We start from the raw sequence: 18681 nt of genomic DNA, 5'->3' as shown, positions 1-18681 counted from the left end.
GGGATTTTGTTTTTATAAAATTATTTCAGTTTGAAATCTTATTTACTACTCTTTAAAGCCGTTAATAATTCGACTAAATCTACAACTGCATAAGTAGAAGAATAATCAGAAACAGCGTAAGGCAAGATCAGGCTGTTATTGTGAATAATAGCACCACAGGAATAAACAACATTCGGAACATAACCTTCACGTTCGTCTTCCAGAGGGGAAAGTAAAGGTTCTTTTAGTCTTCCAATTTCTTTTGATGGATCATCAAGATCAAATAAGGAAGCTCCAATGCAATAACGGCGCATTGTACCCACGCCATGGGTAATGACAAGCCATCCTTCTGTTGTCCATAATGGTGATCCACAATTTCCAATTTGGGTAAACTCCCAGGCAAAACGTGGTTCCTGAAGTAGGATAGGAGTATTCCATTGGGTAACCCTGTCTGAATACATGATGTAGTTGTTAACGCCATCAATTCGGGAAAGCATCGCATATTTTCCTTTTATTTTTCTCGGAAATAAGGCCAGATTTTTATTCTGAGCACCCACACCATGCAAAGGCATTACCCTAAATGTATAAAAATCTTCAGTAGAAATAAGTTTCGGTAATATGGCATGACCATTATAGGCTGTGTAAGTGGCCAATACGCGATGCGAATCATCATGATCATCATCAAAACGAACAAAACGGGCATCTTCTATACCACGGCTTTCCGACTCGGATATGGGAAAAATAACACGTTCTGTGATGTCAGAATCATGTTGGAAAGACAAATCATAAAAAGAATTGGCCAGCCAGATAATTTCTTCGAGTGCGGTTCTTCTTTCCTGACTGATAGATGGGTCGCTTAAACTCGTTTTTACCAGGCTTTTTAAGATGGCATATTCAAATTCATCCGGCAATTCCTGCATGACTTGTGTGATGTATTTATCTTGCGTATGCATCTCAGACAATTTCATTAAGAATCGTTCTTTGTTGTACAAAGTTTTGTGTTCGATTTCGGCCTTGTCAATATGATGCCCAATCTTCATTACCTGAAGGTTGTTGTTTCGATCCAGAATTGCTCTTCTAAAAACAATCGAAGAAATATGACCTTCACCGGTCGCTCTAAAAGAAAGAATGACACGTTTTTCGCCCATTTCTAAGCCTGTCTGGTCAAAATCTTCAATGATGGAAGGATTAAAAATGGCAGCAGATTCAATCGCATATTCCATTGTACAGTAAGAGCCTATCAGCATCTTTCGATCCAGGGAAATAGCTTCGTAATCTACCTGCATTCCTTCGATTATAGGTCTGATTTTCTCGCAATGTTTTAAAAATATGCTTGAAATATTCCGATGGCGTCGGGCAAATTCCCGAAGTGTCTGTTCTAAAGTTTGCAAAACCTGTTTTTCATCCAGCATCATTATCCGCATCACCATTTGTTGGGTTCTTTCATCGCCATTCATAAAATATCGGGCAACAACTCTTTTCGAATCTGGTGTAAATACTATGTTTTTTCTAATGATGGGTACTCGCATATTTTTATTTTTTTGTTAGATAAAAGTCAGTGCAATTTTATCCTCAAGAATAAAATGACTTCAGTTATTTTACTTTATGTTTCTTTTTTTTATAGAATTAAGAATGATATCTATTTTAAAACAAGCGTAACTTGTATTAAAAGCTCTATACAAGTTAGTGATTTTGCTAACGAAAAAACCTTAAAATTTTATTAAAACTCCATACATAGTCTTTCACTTTACAAACTTTAGTTTTCTGAAACAATCAATTTATAAAGCCTGATTTTAATAAAGGGGTATTTCAAATTTACAAAAAAGAATAAAATTATCTGTATAAATATTTGATTTACAGTAGATATATTTTGAAGATTGTTTTTAAGTAGAAAAGAAAGAACGTTTGGAATATAAAAAAAGGGACAAATGATTTTTTCATTTTGTCCCCATTAATAATTTTGAACGAATAATAAAACCTTTTAAGTTTACTCTTTATACAAGATGATAACTGCTTTGTAACCCTTACCAACATTCCATTGGCTGGATTCTATTACTTCGCCCTTATCATCATAAACCTGAAATTCAGCTGTATTTGGTGAAGCAGAACCTTCATTCAATGCTTCAAAATCAATTTTGTTGATACCTTTAACTAGATTTATTTTGAAACCTTTATAACTTCCGTCAAGAACTACTTCCGGTTCAATAACCTTATCATTCAGATATACTTTGATCTTATCGCCGTCAACAAAAGCAGCATCTCTGTAACGAATTGTAGATGTAAAAGATTTCGTTACAAAACCACCTAAATATTCATTTCTTCTGTAAAAAATGCCTTCAACGTTGGCTTCTCTTTTATAAAGAATATTATTATTGAAAAGTTCATCCGGATTTATTTTTAAAACAATCGGCTCTTTTGAAAGAGGTAGTGGCTCATCTTTTGGTGGAGCTTCTGTTGGCGGAATCACTTCTTTATTTTCTGAATTTTTAGGTGGGATTGACTGCTGCTTTTTATTGAGCTCATCTTGTGCAAACCCATGCAGCGAAATACCAATCATCATAACTAAAAACAAAATCTTTTTCATATTTTTTTACTATTTTATATACAAGTTAATATTAGATTTAACCTATTAACCTAAACATTTAATTAAACTATTTATTGTCTTTATGACGAATTGATTATCAAAAAGTGTGCGCTTTTATATATTAATTAACAGCTGTTGCCTTTTTTAAAAAGCTTCTCCAATTCTGAAATAAATTCCCCAATCGTCTTTTCCAACCGCAGCATCTAATCCTACATTGAATTTTTCGGTTTTAAAGGCTTTGTAGCGATATCCCACGCCGGCGCCCGGATAGACTTTCCAGTTGAAATCGGCTGTATCGGAACCATAAATGGTGGCAAGACCTGCAAATCCAACAACGCCCATTTTTTTACTAAAATTGTATCGATATTCGCTTTGTATCGCCATTAGCCCATCACCGCGATATTTTCCTTCAGAATACCCTCTAATATCTTCTCCGCCAATGGTAACCTGTTGTTCAAAAGCAATATCACCTAATCCGAATTTACCTGAAAAACGGGCAGCCAAAACATCGGTTCCATTACGCATTGGGAAATATTTATTGTATTCGGACAGAATTTTATTAGCTGTGACATCATTTCCAAACCATTCCGGAAAAGTAACCCATCGTATCCTTGCTTTTTCACCTTTAGTAGGATAATAAACTGCATCACGGGTATCATACATTACGATCGCCTGTAGGCCATTTGTATGTGTTTTTGAAGCGGGTTGTACATTGTCTTCGTACGTAGTATCATAATGCGCATACGAATACCCAATTCCGGCGTATAATGATTTTACCACTTTACGCTGAACACTAAAATTGACAACTGTTGTTTTGGTGCCGTAATCGTAAAAATCAGGTGCGTCTAAATCATCCATATAAAATTGTGAATTTTGATTTCCGGTCAGAAAGAATAATGTTGCACGCCAAGTATCTTCTTTAAAATAAAACTTGTTGAATAAAGCCAGAAAATACGATTTATTGGTAGTGTAAATGGCTGAGACTCCTGATAAATTTTTAGGAGAAATGGTGTCGGCTGGATTTATTTTGTACATCATCATGGGAATAGCACCAAACATAAATTCAAGATTTCTATTGTAACTGATGTAAGGCATTACATTAAAATCGATATTCTTTTTGGGTTTGACAGTTGTGGCAGTACTATCAGTTGATTTTGTTTGCGTCCATGCTAAGGAGCAGCATAGAGTCAAGATTATAGCTAATAAAATTTTCTGCATTTGGTTTCTTTTGAAAGTTATAAATCACTTTTTTCCAGGCCATTTTTCCTTTTGTATTTAGTCTTCATTTACACAAAGGAATATTATAAATATACGTAGAATTATTTGTAAAGCATTGAATTATAATGTAATCATTGTTTTAAATGATGGAATTTAGGCCCATGTTTTTCAGAAAAAGCTTCTAATAACAAAACATCTGCAATTAATGCAGATGTTTTTTAGTAAAATGAAAATAAGTAATAAAGTATGCCGCTATTCAGCTGCAACCATATTTACTGTATTTAATGCAACATCATTAAGCACACAATCGGCTTCTTTTTCTTCGGCCAAAGTTTGCGTTAACAATTTTGCGACGTCATTCTCGCCAAGTGTTTTTGCAAAGGCACTCAAAGTACCGTAAGTTGCAATTTCATAATGTTCAATTTTTTGTGAGGCCGCAATAATACCGGCATCTCTCACAGCTCCCGGAACCGTTTCCTGCAGAATACTGTCGCCTTCTTTTAATAATCCGGCCATAGCTTCGCATTTTTTTCCTTCTGCACTTTCTCCAAGGAGTTCAAAAACCTTTTCTAGTCTTTTTACCTGGTTTTCGGTTACAGAAAGATGTTCTAAAATGGCACTCGTAAGTGCAGGAGATGTGGCATTTGAAGCCATTTTAGGCAAAGCAGTAACAAGTGCATTTTCTGCCCAATAAATATCTTTTAGACTGTCTATAAAGAAGTCTTTTAACTCTGAAGCCGCATCAGCAGAAGGCGATACAATATTATGTTTACCGTTTTTATTCACGGCAGCTTTATCCGGTGTAGGTTTATCTGAATTTTTCATATGATTTATTTTTTAATGTTAGTTGTATAAATTTTCTTCACGTTCCCAAATACGATGGCTGGCCATAGCATTGATGAAATCGAGTGCAAATGTTTCGGTGGCAGGATCGCTGTACAAAATAATGCCTGAGTCATCATTATTAAGTTTTGAAGCAAATGGCGTTTCACTTAGAACTCCAATTGCCTGACCATCGGCACCAATAACTTTGCAGTGTTTGTAAGCATCGTTTAAAAACTCAAGTACATCGTCATTTTTCGCCAAATCATTTAGGCCTTCGCTATGTGGAATATAAACAGCGTCAAATAGTACTGATGATGTCGTCAGTAAACTAAAATCAACCGGAATTGCACCACCTTCGTCTGTAACAACAGATCCAAGATTTTTTGCAATTACAAATCCTTTGGCATCTTCTTTTAATAATATATTCTTCATGTTCATCACCGAAGCGGCAGAAACACCATCGGCACAAAGTATAGCGACTTTTCTTGAAGCTATTGTCGGTGTATTTGTTGGGTTTTTGATCATTGAAAGCGCATCTGAAGATTTTACAGAGGATTCAATAGAACGTGGTTCCTGATTTCCCATTTCATTTTCTGGAGAAACACCTTTATTTATTGGAGTTTCAAGAATTGGCGGTACTGAAGTGCCTAATCCTTCAGCTACTTTTTCGGCAAGTTGCATGTCTACCTGAGATAAAAGTCCAAGCATTCTTACTCTGATCGCTGCTGTTTCTACTTTACCTAGTTCAAAACGAAGCGCTTTTACAATATGGCTTTTTTCTGTTGGAGTCTGACTGTTGAAGAATAATTTTGCCTGACCAAAATGATCTGCAAAACTTTCGCTTCTTTCTCGCACTTTATGAGCATCTACACGTTCATTAAAACTTGAAAATCCACCCTCTTCAATTTTTGCCTGAAAAGGACATCCTCCGCCAAGCGAATTCGGATGATAACTTACGCGACCTTTATTGATTTCCTGACGCATATGTCCGTCACGCTGGTTGTTGTGAACCGGAGCAACACTTCTGTTAATCGGGATTTCATGAAAGTTTGGACTTCCTAATCTTGATAACTGTGTATCCGTATAAGAGAATAATCTTCCCTGAAGCAATGGATCATTAGTAAAATCAATTCCCGGTACAACATGCCCCGGGTGAAAAGCAACCTGTTCTGTTTCTGCAAAGAAGTTGTCTGGGTTTTTGTTCAATACCATTCTTCCAATTATTTTAACTGGCACAAGTTCTTCCGGAACAATTTTAGTTGGATCCAGTAAATCAAATTCGTATTTATGCTCGTCTGCTTGTGGAATGATTTGTACACCCAATTCCCATTCAGGAAAATTTCCCATATCAATAGCTTCCCATAAATCCTGTCTGTGGAAATCAGGATTTTTACCTGATATTTTTAAGGCTTCATCCCAAACTACAGCATGCGTTCCTAATTTAGGTTTCCAGTGAAATTTCACAAAAACAGATTCATTAGCTTCGTTAATTAATCTGAAAGTATGGACTCCAAAGCCTTCCATCATTCGATAACTTCTCGGAATAGCACGGTCTGACATCGCCCACATAATCATATGCATGGATTCCGGCATTAGTGAAATAAAGTCCCAAAACGTATCGTGTGCAGAAGCAGCTTGCGGAATTTCATTGTGTGGTTCCGGTTTTACGGCGTGAATCAAATCCGGAAATTTGGAGGCATCCTGAATAAAAAAGACAGGAACATTATTTCCTACCAAATCATATATTCCTTCCTGCGTATAAAATTTAACGGCAAATCCTCTTACGTCACGGGCGAGATCGGTTGAACCTCTAAAACCTGCAACAGTCGAGAATCGAACAAAAACAGGTGTTTTTAGTCCGGCTTCTTTCAAAAATCCGGCTTTTGTTAATTCTGGTATCGGATTGGTAACTTCAAAAAAGCCATGAGCCCCTGATCCGCGTGCATGTACGATTCTTTCCGGAATTCTTTCGTGATCAAAATGGGTAATTTTTTCTCTTAAAATAAAGTCTTCGAGTAGAGAAGGTCCTCTTTCGCCAGCTTTCAGCGAATTATTATCGTCATTAATGCGAACACCCTGATCGGTTGTCAGAAACTTATTAGTTCCGTCTGATTTATTTTGCAGTAAATCACGCTGTTTTTCGTCTTGTAAATTTTTCATAAACTGTAAATTTTGATTTGTTTTTTTTGAAGTTTTGAATGGTTTAATAGCAGAATATCAATGATTTGTGTGTTTTTTGATATTCGGTTTCCAAATTTACTTTATGTATTCGCCAACCGCTTATAAGATTATTTTATTAGGTTGTACAATTACCATGAAATTTAAATATTATTTAATTACTTGCTATTCACCTGTTTCCATATTCGGTGCATCAACAGGTTTTGATTGTGGAGATCCCATTTGCCTTAAATAAACGGATAGGAGTATAATGGCAAAAACCGAGAGAAATTCGCTTTGCCAGTTTTGAAAGGATTCAAACCAAAATCGGGAATCTACCATATAATCTGAGACAGATTCTAAAGGCAGACCTTTTAAGCTTAATTTCTCATTTTCATCTTTTAAACTTCCATAAAAATGAAGTATGAAAGAAATTATGAATAGCAATAATAGCGCAATAGTGAGGGAATGTTTATAAAGGATAAGTACCCATCCGCCTTTTTTTACAGGCCATGGAGCATCTTTTCGGGTAGGAGAAGGCTCTCTGTCAACTTCTTCCTCTTTATCGAGATCTTTGGATTCTGATGAGCCTTTCTGCATTAAAAAAATAGTACACACCACAAACAAGGCCATTTGAAGAAATTCGCTTTCCCAATTTTCAAAAGTGGATTCGATAAAATGACCCGAAATGAAATAAGCAGAAAGATTAATTGCAGCACTTCCTTCGTCGATAAGTTCCTTATTGTGTTCTTCGAATCCGAAAAATATCTGACCAATTAATGTCGCTATGAAAAGCGCTAAAAAGCAGATACATAAACCGTTGTTACGTAAAAAGTCTTTCATCTTAGTATTTTGTTTGTATCAAAATTGACAAATACTAATGAAGAATACTTACATAATTAAATTCAGAAGTTATAAAATTCGTGAGCTAAAATTTATATTTCTAAAGCTGCTAAAATTTCGTTAATTGAAAAATGAGCCCCGCAAACAAACTCATCTGCCGCTCCGTAATACATCGTAATTTTATCCCCTTCAACAACATGCCCATTTGTAAAAACTACATAGCCAAAAAAGCCACTTAGTTCGTAATTCTCTAGCGGACTCATGATAGGTTCTGTTGTACGCGCAATGACTTTAGAAGGATCATCAAGATCCATTAAAAAGGCTCCGAGACAATATTGATGTTCTGCATTTGCGCCGTGGTAGATTTCGAGCCAGCCTTTATCTGTTTTAATGGGCGCTGCTCCTGCACCAACTCGGGCGCTGTCCCAAAGTCCCATACGTGTACCCAGAAGGAATTGATGATTTCCCCAATGTACTCCATCTGGAGATTCAGCCAGCCAGATATAATTCCCACCAATCTGTGGACTTGATGGCCGATGTAAAGCATAAAATTTACCGTTTATTTTTTCTTCAAAAATCGCGACATCCTTATTATGTGGAGGAAATATCATGCCTTTCGTTTCAAAATTTTTCCAGTCTTTGGTGGTACGCAATCCAACACCAACACCATTGGATGAAACGGCTGTATAGGTTATATAAAAAGTATCTTCAAGATAACTTACACGTGCGTCTTCAATACCAAATTGCTCCAAAATTCCAGAACCCACAAGAGAATTAAACCCCTCAGGAGTATAAAAATGAACCCCATCATCGCTGCACAACAGGCGAAGATGAGAGAGTGTAGTTAAATAATCGAGTCCTTTATATTGAATGACTCTGGGATCACTGGCAACCAAATCAGGATCATTAAGCGGTATTTCGATAATTTCAATTTTGCCTAAAGCGTTTACCACAGGAAAAAAGATAACACCTTCTTTTTGTGCAATACTTTCTGCAACCCTTACTAACAGCCAGGTTTTTCCTTCGAAAACAAAAACACCAGGATTTAAAAGACTGATAATTTGTAATTCTTCGCTGCTTGCCTGCAAATCTTTCGGCATCAAAAGGGGATTCTCTGGAAATCTTCGTGCAATGTCGCTCATAATTTATGGGTTTAAATTAATTAGGAATTCGGCAGGTTAAATGATTTTTAAAAGTAAGGAAATATAAAAATAAACAATTTTGAGGTTATGTTCTTTTATATAATAGAAGTTTAATTTTTCAAGATTGGCATTTCGGTTAAAATAAAAAGAAAATTATGCTCTGTTTATGTTGTTGTAAATCAGTAGAATGAAGTGTGTTTTATACTGCAAATCTGCTTTTATTACTAATGTATTAGTTAAATTACTAACAAATTAGTTTGTCTACTAATTAATTAGTAGTATCTTGCATCAAAATTTTTAACCATGATAAAACTAGCGAAACGAGAAGAACAGATCATGCAGGTGTTTTGGGATTTGAACAAAGCCTTCATACGAGATATTATTCCATTGTTACCAGATCCGAAACCGCATTATAATAGTGTGGCGACAATTGTGAAAATATTAGAAGAGAAAGGTTTTCTAAATCATGAAACGGCTGGAAATATGCATTGTTTTTTTCCGGTGATTAGTAGGGAAGAATACCAACAATTTGCGCTGAAGGATATTGTTAGTCAATATTTTGATAATTCTTATCCGCGAATGCTCGCGTTTTTTGCCAAAGAGCAAAAACTTACCGAAACAGAATTAGATGAAATCGTACACCTCATTAAAAAAGAAAAGATATGATACCTTATATTTTATATTCAGCGCTTATTCTTACGGCCTGTTTGGTATTTTACAAACTGCTTTTGCAAAAAGAAACTTTCTTTCATTTAAACCGGTTTGTTTTGCTTTCCTGCATGGCATTGGCTTTTATTTTACCATTAGTTCCGGTTCCTCAGCAATTATCCTTTAGAAAAATTGCGGTAGAAAAGCCTGTTGTAGTAGCAAAAACTTCGGTTAAGGCCAATATAACTCCAGCAATAAAAGAGCAGCCTGTACAGCCAACTCTTATTGAAGAAACGCAACAAGTAATCAATGTTGAATCAGTTACTCGGGTGTTGGTTTATTTGTATTGGTTTGGTGTGATTGTCTTTGCACTTAACTTTTTGATGCAGGCCATCATATTGCTTTACAGAGCCTATTCAACATCAGTTATTCAGGATGGAAAATTTCGTATTGTCGAAATAACAGGTGATAAAGCACCTTGTTCTTTTGCTAATAATATTTTTATTAATCCGGAGAAATATGAATGGGAAACCTACAATCAGATTTTGCTTCATGAAAAAATTCACATTGAGCAAAAACACACCATTGATCTTCTGTTAGCTGAGATCGTTCTTATATTCCAGTGGTTTAATCCTTTTGCATGGCAATGGAGAAAAACGTTAGAAATCAATCTTGAATTCCTGACAGATGATCAAATGCTGCAGCAAGATGTGGTTGAAAAAGAAAGTTACCAGTTTAGTCTGCTAAAAGTAGCGGCACCACAATTCCCTTTGAGTCTTACAACTAATTATAATCAATCATTATTAAAAAAACGAATCATCATGATGAACTCAAAAAAATCAAACGTGCACACCACCTGGAAATATTTTTTCCTCGTGCCAATTATGGTGCTGTTTGCCTGCCTTTTTAATCAACCGGCAGCGCAAAGTCAAACTCTTGCTTCTAAGGAAAAAGAAGAAAAACAGTCGAACATTCAGGGCGGAATGGAAACTGAAGGAAGTTGGTTTGCTACAATCAAAGGCGAAACCGTACATATTCAATTTAAAAGCGACGAGAACAATTCTAATAGTACTTTTCAATTGAATGAATTTAAAGACCTTCCGAAAGACAAACAAGGCACTTTTACCTTGACACGCGAAGCTGGAACAATGACTTTTACTGGTAAATTTGAAGGTAATAGTGGAATGGGAACCTATAAATTTACGGCAAACAAAGAGTATCGTACAGCAATGAGTAAAGAAGGAATTGATCTTGAAGACGATGAAGATTTTATGGTTTTCTTTATGATCAACGTTAAACAATCTTATGTGCAAATGCTTAAGAAAAAGGGATATAACAATCTGGACAAAGATGAGCTTATTCCCCTTGCAGCATTAGATGTAAATGAAGCTTATATTACGTCAATCAAACAAGTAATTCCTGATATTGATTTAGATGATTTGGTTCCTTTTAAATCGTTAGGAATAGACAAGGCTTACATTGAAGAAATTCGTAAATCAGGTTACAAAGACCTTAGTCCGGGTAACATTATTGCATTAAAATCTCAGGGGATAGATGCAAAATATATTAAGGATTTCCACAGTTCGACTAATTCGAAAAAGAATAACAAAGATGCAGATGACGAAGAAGATAAAGAGGACGACGTTATTGCATTTAAATCATTGGGTATTGATCAGGCCTTTATTGACTCCTATAAAAAAATAGGATATAACGATCTTTCTAACCATGATTTGATGGCTTTGAAATCATTAAATGTAACACCAGAATACATAAATAGTTTTGAAAAAGCAGGTTATAAAAACATCACAACAGATGATTTATTTGCTTTGAAGTCACTAAATGTAACTCCTGAATTAATACTGCAATACAAAGATCTTGGTTTTAATAATTTAAATCTTGAAGATGTAGTGGGAGCAAAAGCAGTTGGTGCAACACCGTCTTTTATTAAATCGATGAAAGGAAAAGGACACGATTTTAAAAGCCTGGATAAATATATTTCATTGAAAGCTGTTTTAGGCAATTAAGCATAAAATTACAGAACTTGTAAGACTAAAAAAGCCCAAACTAAAAAAGTTTGGGCTTTTTTTATTTTTATATAAGTTGATTTTTAATTATCAGAGAAATTCCCAATTTGCTGTAAATGGCGCTCTGTTTGGTATTTATTAAAGTTATTCCATTTTGGTGGAGAACTTGTTTTTTGCCCATACATCGCATCAAGACAAATATTGTTGTCTTTGTATTTATCATGTAAAACAGCCAGAATTTTAAAGAAGAATTCGTCTAATAATACAATCGCATCAAATTCAGATTTTAAAGTATTATAATTTTCATCTGAAGGATTTAATAGCTGAAGTAAATTTAAAACTTCGTTTTTTTCTTCTTCATTAATTTCAGTTGCATAACCCATTTTCAGCGTTTTAAAAACAAGGTTGTTCCAAGCTTTACTGTCATGACCCCACTGAACATCAGGAAGGTTAAGTGAATGCTCACAAATTAAAATAATTGAGAAAAGTACATCATTTAGATATTCTGCAGGAAACTCGTCAAAACTTCTGAATTCGAAACCGCTTTGATACATTTTTTCCTGATTAAAATCAAGACCAACTTCTGAAAGCATTTCGTATTCCATTTCAGTTTCAATCTGATCGCGCCACCAAATGTTTTCTTCCTTTTCAAATTTCAGTAGTTCTCTAAAATTATCTACGTTGTAAGTTAGAATTTTACCTTTTGGCATTGCTTTGTTGTACGTTCCAACGCCAATGTAACGCGACATTGCATTTCGCATCGAACCTAAAGTAAACTTTTTATCCAGACTGTATTTATCGCTTATTACGCCCATAATATCAGGACTTCCAAGAGTTGCTATGAAAAAAGGCTCAAACCACTGCAATAAATAAATCGCATTGGCGTGTGTTTTTTCAAAATCAGTATAGTCGACAATTCGGCTGTCTTCAGTCAATGACGGTAAAGTAATATGAAAGTGATACGTTCCGTTATTGAACAAAACCAGGTTTTCCTGATTGGTCATGAACATATTAAGTCCGTTGTTGTAATCCGGAAAGTTTAATTTTCCATTCAAAACAGACGATTCATTGATTTTATCTAAGAATAACTTTTTGGTTGCTTTTAGTTCTTTGCAAGACTCAGCAATTGTTCTGTTTTCAAAATATTTGGTAACAAATTCTATAGAATCACCATCAAAATGTACTGATCCCATTGTTTTGTTTCTTTGAGTAATCATACTCTGAATATTGTACGGCTGATCTTCAAGGAAAATTTCCATAATTGATTTTCCTAAATACTCAGGATTCTCAATTGGTTCTGCAGCCACCTCACCATTTTCGGTATCCACAAATGGCTTTATTGGGGATAAGGTTTTGTGCTGATAATTAATATCCAGTTTTTCAAGCGAATGACTATTCATCATTCGGCTCACTTTATAACTTTCTTCGGAATTAAAAGCTTTTTGCAAAACAGGAGCCAGACTTTCCGGTTTGTAGCATTTTCTGTAGTCAATACTGTATTTTTCAAAACCAATTTTCTCTTGTATAAACGCACCAGAAACTATTAAGGATTCCTCAAATTGCATATAGGTTTCGTTTTCTAATCCAATTCCCCAATAATATTTTTTTGTCTGATTGTCTTTCATTTATACTAATTTTCTTTTTATGGTTGATACTACTTTAAAGTTGTTTTTATTTAGAGATACAGCTCTAATTCGTCAAAACCGGAGACAAAGAATCTTTAACGGATCGCATAAATTGTTGCCTCCATTAAAAAAGTTTATTCGACTTTTAGAATTTTAGAAATGTATTTTAGTTTTAGGAATTTTGCACTTGTATCAACTGAATGACTGATAAAAAAGTAAGATTTTATAAAGGGGCTTATAAAATGCTAATAACCATTAATTACTTTTATATCAATAATTTAAGCAGATGAATAGCCTAACTGTACTTTTTAGCTATTCCTGTTTTTTCCAAGTTGCAAAAGTAGTTTTTTATTATGTCATTTCCAAGTGGTTAACACGCTGAAAATCAATTATTTTTTTGAATGTTTGAGTAGGAGGTTTGTAGGCTTAATTTATTCATGATAGTAAAACACAAAAGAGGAATATAATTCATCATTCCACCAGTCTTTTCTTACTTCCGAAAAATAATTATAATTCAGTTTTCCTGCTTGAGATTGCAAGGGATAAACTACCACGCCGTTTTCACGATAAGCCTTATGTTGATCAGTTTCCGGAACTACGGGAACGATATGTCCCGAAAGTCCTTTTTCTCTTCTTTTGGCACAAATTATTCCAATACCGCCATTTTCATTTACTTTCTTTTGAATTTCATCGGCAGTATCCATTTTCTCCCAGCCAAAATTGGGTCCCCATTCAGCAAACCAATCGGTTATGGCACTGGAATAAATTCTGTCTACGGTTTGCTCAAAAACAGCTTCAACCTCTTGTCCTTGCGCCATTTTTTTAAGAGATTCTTCCGTCCACCAAACTGTAGGAAGATATACTCTCGAGAAGTAACAATAATCGTAAGAATAAACATTGCAATAGGTATCTTCTACAGTTCGCTGATACCTGATACTATTTTCTACATCAAGTTTCGCAATAAGTCGGGAAATACTTTCTTTTTTACTGGTAACGCTCGTTAAATCTCTATAAGGAATAGTGGAATCGCTAAGCGGTGTTTCCTTCATTTCCATAGAATCTAAGCGAGATTCCGGATGGGGTAATAAATCGGCTTTTTTTATTTGAGGGTATGTAGTTGGAGTATTTTCCAGAGGTAACGAGGCTACCGTTTCTATATGTTTTTCCATTTTGACTTCTAAAAATTAATTGACAATAGTATAAAACTAATATTCGAACACTATATTTTGTCAGCTAAAAAAGTAAATATAACAATTTAAACTTTCTGAGGAATTTTGACAGCAGAAAATAGTAGAAAAATAATTTAAGTTTTTCCATGATGTTATATAAAATGTTCCTCTTTATCTCTTTCCCTAGCTGATATTTCCCTGGCAAAACCCTCACTCTTTTTTATGAGTGCAATTCTGGGACTTTTTGCAAATTCAATAAGATTAAAATCAGACAATTTGATAACTAAGTCATTGATTTCTTCTTCGTTTCCAGTAGCCTGAAAAACAGTGTAATTTCTTTCGATGGAAACAGCTGTGATATTGGGTTTTTTTAGAAAAGAATTTAAGTTTTCTTCGTATATAGTGGCTGTTGGCACTTTGAAAAGAGCAATCTGCTTCCAGACAATTTCTTCATTGGTATTGCAAAAACATTTATAAACTTCAATTATTTTTTCAATTTGAGGCACTAAATTTTGAACGATTTCATAAGTTTCTGTAATTAAGATGGTGAAGCGAGATATTGGATCGACTTCACAAGAAGAAAAATTGAAGCTTTCTATATTAATTTTTTTCCTCGAAAAGATTAACGTGATTTTTTGGAACAATTGTACTTGATTTTCGGCATAAATGGTAAAGGTGTATTGGTTTTTCATGGCCATTTCTTTGTGAATATTTATTAATTATTTGATTTATTTTTTTTCAAAAAAAAACCTTTCTCGTTTTGATAGAGAAAGGTTTTTATCATTGTGCAATAGAATCCTGACTCGTCATGTGATACGAATAATAATAATTGCGATAATAATGTTAGTTGCTATGTTTTTCATAAGGGGTTAAAATCAAAAAGACCTCCTGATTAAGGGAGGTCTTTTTAAATTATATCTTCAAATATATTTATACAACACCTCTCTACAGACATCTAATAATGGCTGCACTAATAATAATAGAGATGTTACTATTGTTTTTCATTTTCTTTTTATGAGAGGCAAATATATTGATTTTTAGTCAGCTTTAACAATGAAAACAAAAAAGAGAATAGATTACATTTTTAATATGTCTTCTATTTAGTAAGTAGTAAATTGAAAGTGATCTTTACTTTGTCAGCCACTTTTTTGCTAACCAGCTTAGGGATTTCAATATCAAAATCTTCCGGTTTTGCCTCAAAATTTCCTGTTATCGTAATCTTATCACCCGATTTTGAAATTTTAGCATTTGTTGTTACTTTTTTTGTTTTTCCATGGAGGGTTAAATCTCCGGAAATCTTAAACATGCCTGAGGCTGACGAAAGTTTTGCTACATCAAAATCTTCTACTTTACCTTTAAATGTTGCTTTAGGAAATTTATCTGATTCGATATAATTTTCATTAAAGTGTTCTTCCATTAAGGCAATTTTGAACCGAAATCCTTTTACAAGCGTCAGAACTGCAATTTCTCCCGTTGCAGATTCTAAAATGGCAGAAGTGTTTTTATTTTCTGCGGCAATTTCTTCAAAAGAATCCACAGAAGCTTCAAATTTTAAGCTTCCGGTTTTTGTCATATATTTTTGAGCCGAAACATTTACTGTTCCAACAAACAAAAGTAGGAGCACAATTAGTTTTTTCATTTTTACTGTTGATTTAATTTTCCAATAATCCATCTGTGTTCCATTGCAGGATGGTGTTTATTTTATCCTGCGGCATTCTTCCTGCTTTTGGCATTAGTCCCGGCATTCCGTTTTGTCGCTGAATCCGATCTAATAAATTTGTAGTAGACACGGCATTTTTTACCTCATCATAAGTTTCTAACGGAATAAGTGATCCCCCTGAAGAATGACAGCCAATGCAATTTTGATCAATAATAGATTTGACATTTGCCGTGTAAGTAACTTTTTCAACTATAACAGTTGGTTCCTGCAGACTTTCATACGTATTCGATTCACAAGCACATAGTGACAGGATAAGGCCTGATAAATAAATGTATTTTTTCATATTTTGTACTTTTAAAAAACTCTATATAAATTAAACCCAAAGAAAAAATCGCCTTTTCCCCAATCGCCGGCAGCACTTGTTAAGTAACCGCTTTCAGTCATTGATTGCGAGTTTGTAAAAAGCAATTGAAAAACGTGACCGCCGGTTTCTATGTCAAGTCCTACAGATAAGGGGTTGTTGTAAAAGTCTGGTTTGTTAAAATTCTGACCATATTCTAAATTAAGAGAAAGTCTTTTAGTTAATTTTAATCGTCCACCAGCTCCTAAAGTGAATTGGTTATCGTTTTCTATTTCAGGATTGTATAAGTTTTTATGGATGAAGGAAGGAACTAATTCTAAAGAAAGTCTGTCAGAGAATTTTCTTGAAATCAAAATTTGGTGTATATAACTCAAACGGTCAGAAAATTCAATTTTTGGATAATCTTCTTCTTTTAATCCGCTATTAAAATCGATAGTACTGTAACCAACAATATCAAAAGGGAAGGTTTCACTTTGTCTTACAAGTCTAAATTTGGCTGATGCTTCATTCATTTTAAGCAGCGTATGATGCGATGCACTAACGGAAAGCCAATCGGTTACACCATAGATTCCACCAATTTTTGTCGTGGCGTCATCAAAACCAAAAAACTCGGAAATACCTCCTTTTACGGACCCAAATCGATGCGATATTACCATATAGAATTCTTTCTTGGCAGCTAGTTTTGTAGATTGTAAGGTTATAATCTGCAAGGCTTTAAAGGTAGCTGTGACACTTTTGTCAACGACCTGAGTGGAATCCAGGTCAGAAAGAAGATCATCTTGAGCGTTACTGTAGAAACAGATTAGGAAACTGGCTATTATGAATATTTTTTTTTTCATATTTAATTTTGTTGAATACTGCATTGATCAAATTTTACTAGTTCGAACAAATCATCATAACCAATACATCTTCCTTTTATATTGATTTGTTTGTTTATCAAAGTCTTTTTTACTTCTCCGTTCATCTTGCAAAAAACTTTTTTGTCTACAACCATAGTAGAATCAGTAACTTCTGAAACGATTCCTTGAACTTCAATTGTTTTATTTAAGTATTTAGCGTCGGCCTGAGATGGATTTGCAGCATATTCTTTTTCTAGATTTTGGGCACTAATGGTAAGTGTTGATTTTTCATTATTGATGTCTCTGGCATCTTTATATAAAACATTTTGATAGATATAGTAAGGGCCAAAACTTATCACTAATAAGAATATCAGAATCTTTATTCTCGTTTTAGTCATGTTAATTTTAGGATTTTAAATTATACTACAGTAGGGCAGTTTTTCATCCTTTTTATTATTTCAAATTAGTCCAATAGAAATTGAACTAATTTGAAATAGATTTAAAAGGAATTACATGAATTTCTACTAATGGTTAGCAGTTTATATCGCAAGAGGTATGTCTTTTACCGGTACAGGCCAAACTCCCGGGCTAGGGAAACTAATTCCTTTATTTGCGCCCATTATTTTTGCATCTTGCCCAAAATAATATAAAGGCCAGCCATTGTAGACTAATTGAGATTTGCCAGATACTGTAATAACACTAAATTTAGATTTGTCAAGAATAGAAGGAACAACAATTTTATCTGTTTCATATATGGGCCAAATAGCATTGTTTGAAAAATCTGCTGCTGTAAAATTGTTTACTTTGTAATTGTCATTTACGAAAGTATATAATGTCAAACCTTTTGCGTCTGTAAAATAGGTAGTTAAACCATCTCCAACAGTGTAGTCTGATTTGTAGTTTTTACCATCATGACCCACAAGCTGACTTCTTACGATCATGATAGAATAATCTGGTTTTGCAATAAACCATACACCACCAAATCCGTCACCGGTTATTTCACCCGGTTTTTCTATTGTATTTGTACCTGCATTGCCGTAAGGATCAGTTCCGGAAACCGGCGCATAGTAATACAAAGGCCAGCCTTTATAGGTTAGCTGTTTTTTAGAAGATGCTGTAGTGATAGTTCCAAAATCTGAAAATGTTAAACCAGCACCTAGCTTATCAGCAGTTAAATTGTCTACATAAAAAGGCGGCCATAAGGCTTCACATCCTCCTGTACAAGAGGATTGTCCTTTTGCATCTGTTGAGAAGAAATACAAAGATCTTCCACTTTTGTCTGTCAGATAAGATCCTAATGTTGCACTTGTAGAAAGTTTAACTTCTGTTTTTACTTCCGGTGTTGTAGGAGTAGGATCATCACTACCGCTATCGCTGCTACAGCTAAGAAAGAAAGTTGTACCTAGGGCAATTAAAGCGAATTTAAGTTGTTGTAATTTCATGGTTTTTTTAATTAAATTAATGTTGAAAAAGAAAAAACACTTTACTGGTTCTATAAAGTATTTTGTTAGAAGTCATGTTTGTCAATGGTTCATGCTTTTTTTAATAAGCATTTCGTTGCGTAATCTTATAGTTTAGGTTACGAACTGTCATCAAAAAAATAGCTG

The 18681-nt window shown here is 34.4% G+C and carries 17 protein-coding genes; 2 read left to right on the top strand and 15 right to left on the bottom strand.

The window, feature by feature from the left end:
• Positions 1–38: 38 nt before the first annotated feature.
• The 7 genes from BUA98_RS07225 to BUA98_RS07195 form a co-directional block, all read right to left on the bottom strand.
• On the bottom strand, positions 39–1508 hold the full coding sequence (locus BUA98_RS07225; protein ID WP_072970941.1) for a glycoside hydrolase family 130 protein: 1470 nt from the start codon (positions 1506–1508) through the stop codon (positions 39–41).
• A 458-nt stretch (positions 1509–1966) separates the two neighbouring features.
• A complete protein-coding gene (locus BUA98_RS07220; protein ID WP_072970940.1) occupies positions 1967–2563 on the bottom strand; it encodes a hypothetical protein in 597 nt (198 codons plus the stop codon).
• A 144-nt stretch (positions 2564–2707) separates the two neighbouring features.
• On the bottom strand, positions 2708–3781 hold the full coding sequence (locus tag BUA98_RS07215; RefSeq protein ID WP_072970939.1) for a BamA/TamA family outer membrane protein: 1074 nt from the start codon (positions 3779–3781) through the stop codon (positions 2708–2710).
• A gap of 252 nt (positions 3782–4033) precedes the next feature.
• Positions 4034–4606, bottom strand: coding sequence for a YciE/YciF ferroxidase family protein (locus tag BUA98_RS07210; RefSeq protein ID WP_072970938.1), 573 nt, complete (start codon positions 4604–4606; stop codon positions 4034–4036).
• A gap of 18 nt (positions 4607–4624) precedes the next feature.
• Positions 4625–6766 carry a catalase gene (locus BUA98_RS07205; RefSeq protein WP_072970937.1) on the bottom strand — a complete coding sequence of 714 codons (2142 nt, stop codon included), beginning with the start codon at positions 6764–6766 and terminating at the stop codon, positions 4625–4627.
• Positions 6767–6949: 183 nt separating this feature from the next.
• Complete coding sequence (locus tag BUA98_RS07200; RefSeq protein WP_072970936.1) at positions 6950–7606, bottom strand: DUF6766 family protein; 657 nt, start codon at positions 7604–7606, stop codon at positions 6950–6952.
• Between the two features lie 92 nt (positions 7607–7698).
• On the bottom strand, positions 7699–8748 hold the full coding sequence (locus BUA98_RS07195) for a glycoside hydrolase family 130 protein (protein ID WP_072970935.1): 1050 nt from the start codon (positions 8746–8748) through the stop codon (positions 7699–7701).
• Between the two features lie 303 nt (positions 8749–9051).
• Between BUA98_RS07195 and BUA98_RS07190 the strand changes: the two genes are divergently transcribed.
• Positions 9052–9414 (top strand): BlaI/MecI/CopY family transcriptional regulator, encoded by a 363-nt coding sequence (locus BUA98_RS07190; RefSeq protein ID WP_026983956.1) that lies wholly within the window; start codon positions 9052–9054, stop codon positions 9412–9414.
• A complete protein-coding gene (locus BUA98_RS07185) occupies positions 9411–11420 on the top strand; it encodes a M56 family metallopeptidase (RefSeq protein ID WP_072970934.1) in 2010 nt (669 codons plus the stop codon). Before BUA98_RS07190 ends, BUA98_RS07185 begins: the two co-directional genes overlap by 4 nt.
• A gap of 83 nt (positions 11421–11503) precedes the next feature.
• Here BUA98_RS07185 and BUA98_RS07180 read toward each other — a convergent pair whose 3' ends face one another.
• The 8 genes from BUA98_RS07180 to BUA98_RS07145 form a co-directional block, all read right to left on the bottom strand.
• A complete protein-coding gene (locus tag BUA98_RS07180; protein WP_072970933.1) occupies positions 11504–13045 on the bottom strand; it encodes a hypothetical protein in 1542 nt (513 codons plus the stop codon).
• Positions 13046–13476: 431 nt separating this feature from the next.
• Complete coding sequence (locus BUA98_RS07175) at positions 13477–14214, bottom strand: hypothetical protein (RefSeq protein WP_072970932.1); 738 nt, start codon at positions 14212–14214, stop codon at positions 13477–13479.
• 152 nt (positions 14215–14366) lie between these two features.
• Positions 14367–14906, bottom strand: a complete 540-nt coding sequence (ilvN, locus tag BUA98_RS07170; RefSeq protein ID WP_072971823.1) for an acetolactate synthase small subunit — start codon at positions 14904–14906, stop codon at positions 14367–14369.
• 404 nt (positions 14907–15310) lie between these two features.
• Positions 15311–15853 (bottom strand): YceI family protein, encoded by a 543-nt coding sequence (locus BUA98_RS07165; RefSeq protein ID WP_072971817.1) that lies wholly within the window; start codon positions 15851–15853, stop codon positions 15311–15313.
• Positions 15854–15866: 13 nt separating this feature from the next.
• Positions 15867–16217, bottom strand: a complete 351-nt coding sequence (locus BUA98_RS07160) for a hypothetical protein (protein ID WP_072970931.1) — start codon at positions 16215–16217, stop codon at positions 15867–15869.
• An 11-nt stretch (positions 16218–16228) separates the two neighbouring features.
• Complete coding sequence (locus BUA98_RS07155) at positions 16229–17074, bottom strand: DUF5777 family beta-barrel protein (protein ID WP_072971821.1); 846 nt, start codon at positions 17072–17074, stop codon at positions 16229–16231.
• A 2-nt stretch (positions 17075–17076) separates the two neighbouring features.
• Positions 17077–17472: an OB-fold protein gene (locus BUA98_RS07150; protein ID WP_072970930.1), complete on the bottom strand. Its 396-nt coding sequence runs from the start codon at positions 17470–17472 to the stop codon at positions 17077–17079.
• A gap of 141 nt (positions 17473–17613) precedes the next feature.
• Positions 17614–18516, bottom strand: a complete 903-nt coding sequence (locus BUA98_RS07145; protein WP_072970929.1) for a COG4315 family predicted lipoprotein — start codon at positions 18514–18516, stop codon at positions 17614–17616.
• Positions 18517–18681: the final 165 nt, after the last annotated feature.

This window comes from Flavobacterium saccharophilum (assembly GCF_900142735.1).
Lineage (GTDB): Bacteria > Bacteroidota > Bacteroidia > Flavobacteriales > Flavobacteriaceae > Flavobacterium > Flavobacterium saccharophilum.
The sequence above is the reverse complement of the archived record's forward strand: the minus strand, read 5'-3'. Positions and strand labels throughout refer to the sequence as shown.

Coding starts and splice junctions, on each gene's coding strand:
- BUA98_RS07225 (WP_072970941.1), bottom strand. CDS start 1,508: ATGCGAGTACCCATCATTAGAAAAAACATAGTATTTACACCAGATTCG.
- BUA98_RS07220 (WP_072970940.1), bottom strand. CDS start 2,563: ATGAAAAAGATTTTGTTTTTAGTTATGATGATTGGTATTTCGCTGCAT.
- BUA98_RS07215 (WP_072970939.1), bottom strand. CDS start 3,781: ATGCAGAAAATTTTATTAGCTATAATCTTGACTCTATGCTGCTCCTTA.
- BUA98_RS07210 (WP_072970938.1), bottom strand. CDS start 4,606: ATGAAAAATTCAGATAAACCTACACCGGATAAAGCTGCCGTGAATAAA.
- BUA98_RS07205 (WP_072970937.1), bottom strand. CDS start 6,766: ATGAAAAATTTACAAGACGAAAAACAGCGTGATTTACTGCAAAATAAA.
- BUA98_RS07200 (WP_072970936.1), bottom strand. CDS start 7,606: ATGAAAGACTTTTTACGTAACAACGGTTTATGTATCTGCTTTTTAGCG.
- BUA98_RS07195 (WP_072970935.1), bottom strand. CDS start 8,748: ATGAGCGACATTGCACGAAGATTTCCAGAGAATCCCCTTTTGATGCCG.
- BUA98_RS07190 (WP_026983956.1), top strand. CDS start 9,052: ATGATAAAACTAGCGAAACGAGAAGAACAGATCATGCAGGTGTTTTGG.
- BUA98_RS07185 (WP_072970934.1), top strand. CDS start 9,411: ATGATACCTTATATTTTATATTCAGCGCTTATTCTTACGGCCTGTTTG.
- BUA98_RS07180 (WP_072970933.1), bottom strand. CDS start 13,045: ATGAAAGACAATCAGACAAAAAAATATTATTGGGGAATTGGATTAGAA.
- BUA98_RS07175 (WP_072970932.1), bottom strand. CDS start 14,214: ATGGAAAAACATATAGAAACGGTAGCCTCGTTACCTCTGGAAAATACT.
- ilvN (WP_072971823.1), bottom strand. CDS start 14,906: ATGAAAAACCAATACACCTTTACCATTTATGCCGAAAATCAAGTACAA.
- BUA98_RS07165 (WP_072971817.1), bottom strand. CDS start 15,853: ATGAAAAAACTAATTGTGCTCCTACTTTTGTTTGTTGGAACAGTAAAT.
- BUA98_RS07160 (WP_072970931.1), bottom strand. CDS start 16,217: ATGAAAAAATACATTTATTTATCAGGCCTTATCCTGTCACTATGTGCT.
- BUA98_RS07155 (WP_072971821.1), bottom strand. CDS start 17,074: ATGAAAAAAAAAATATTCATAATAGCCAGTTTCCTAATCTGTTTCTAC.
- BUA98_RS07150 (WP_072970930.1), bottom strand. CDS start 17,472: ATGACTAAAACGAGAATAAAGATTCTGATATTCTTATTAGTGATAAGT.
- BUA98_RS07145 (WP_072970929.1), bottom strand. CDS start 18,516: ATGAAATTACAACAACTTAAATTCGCTTTAATTGCCCTAGGTACAACT.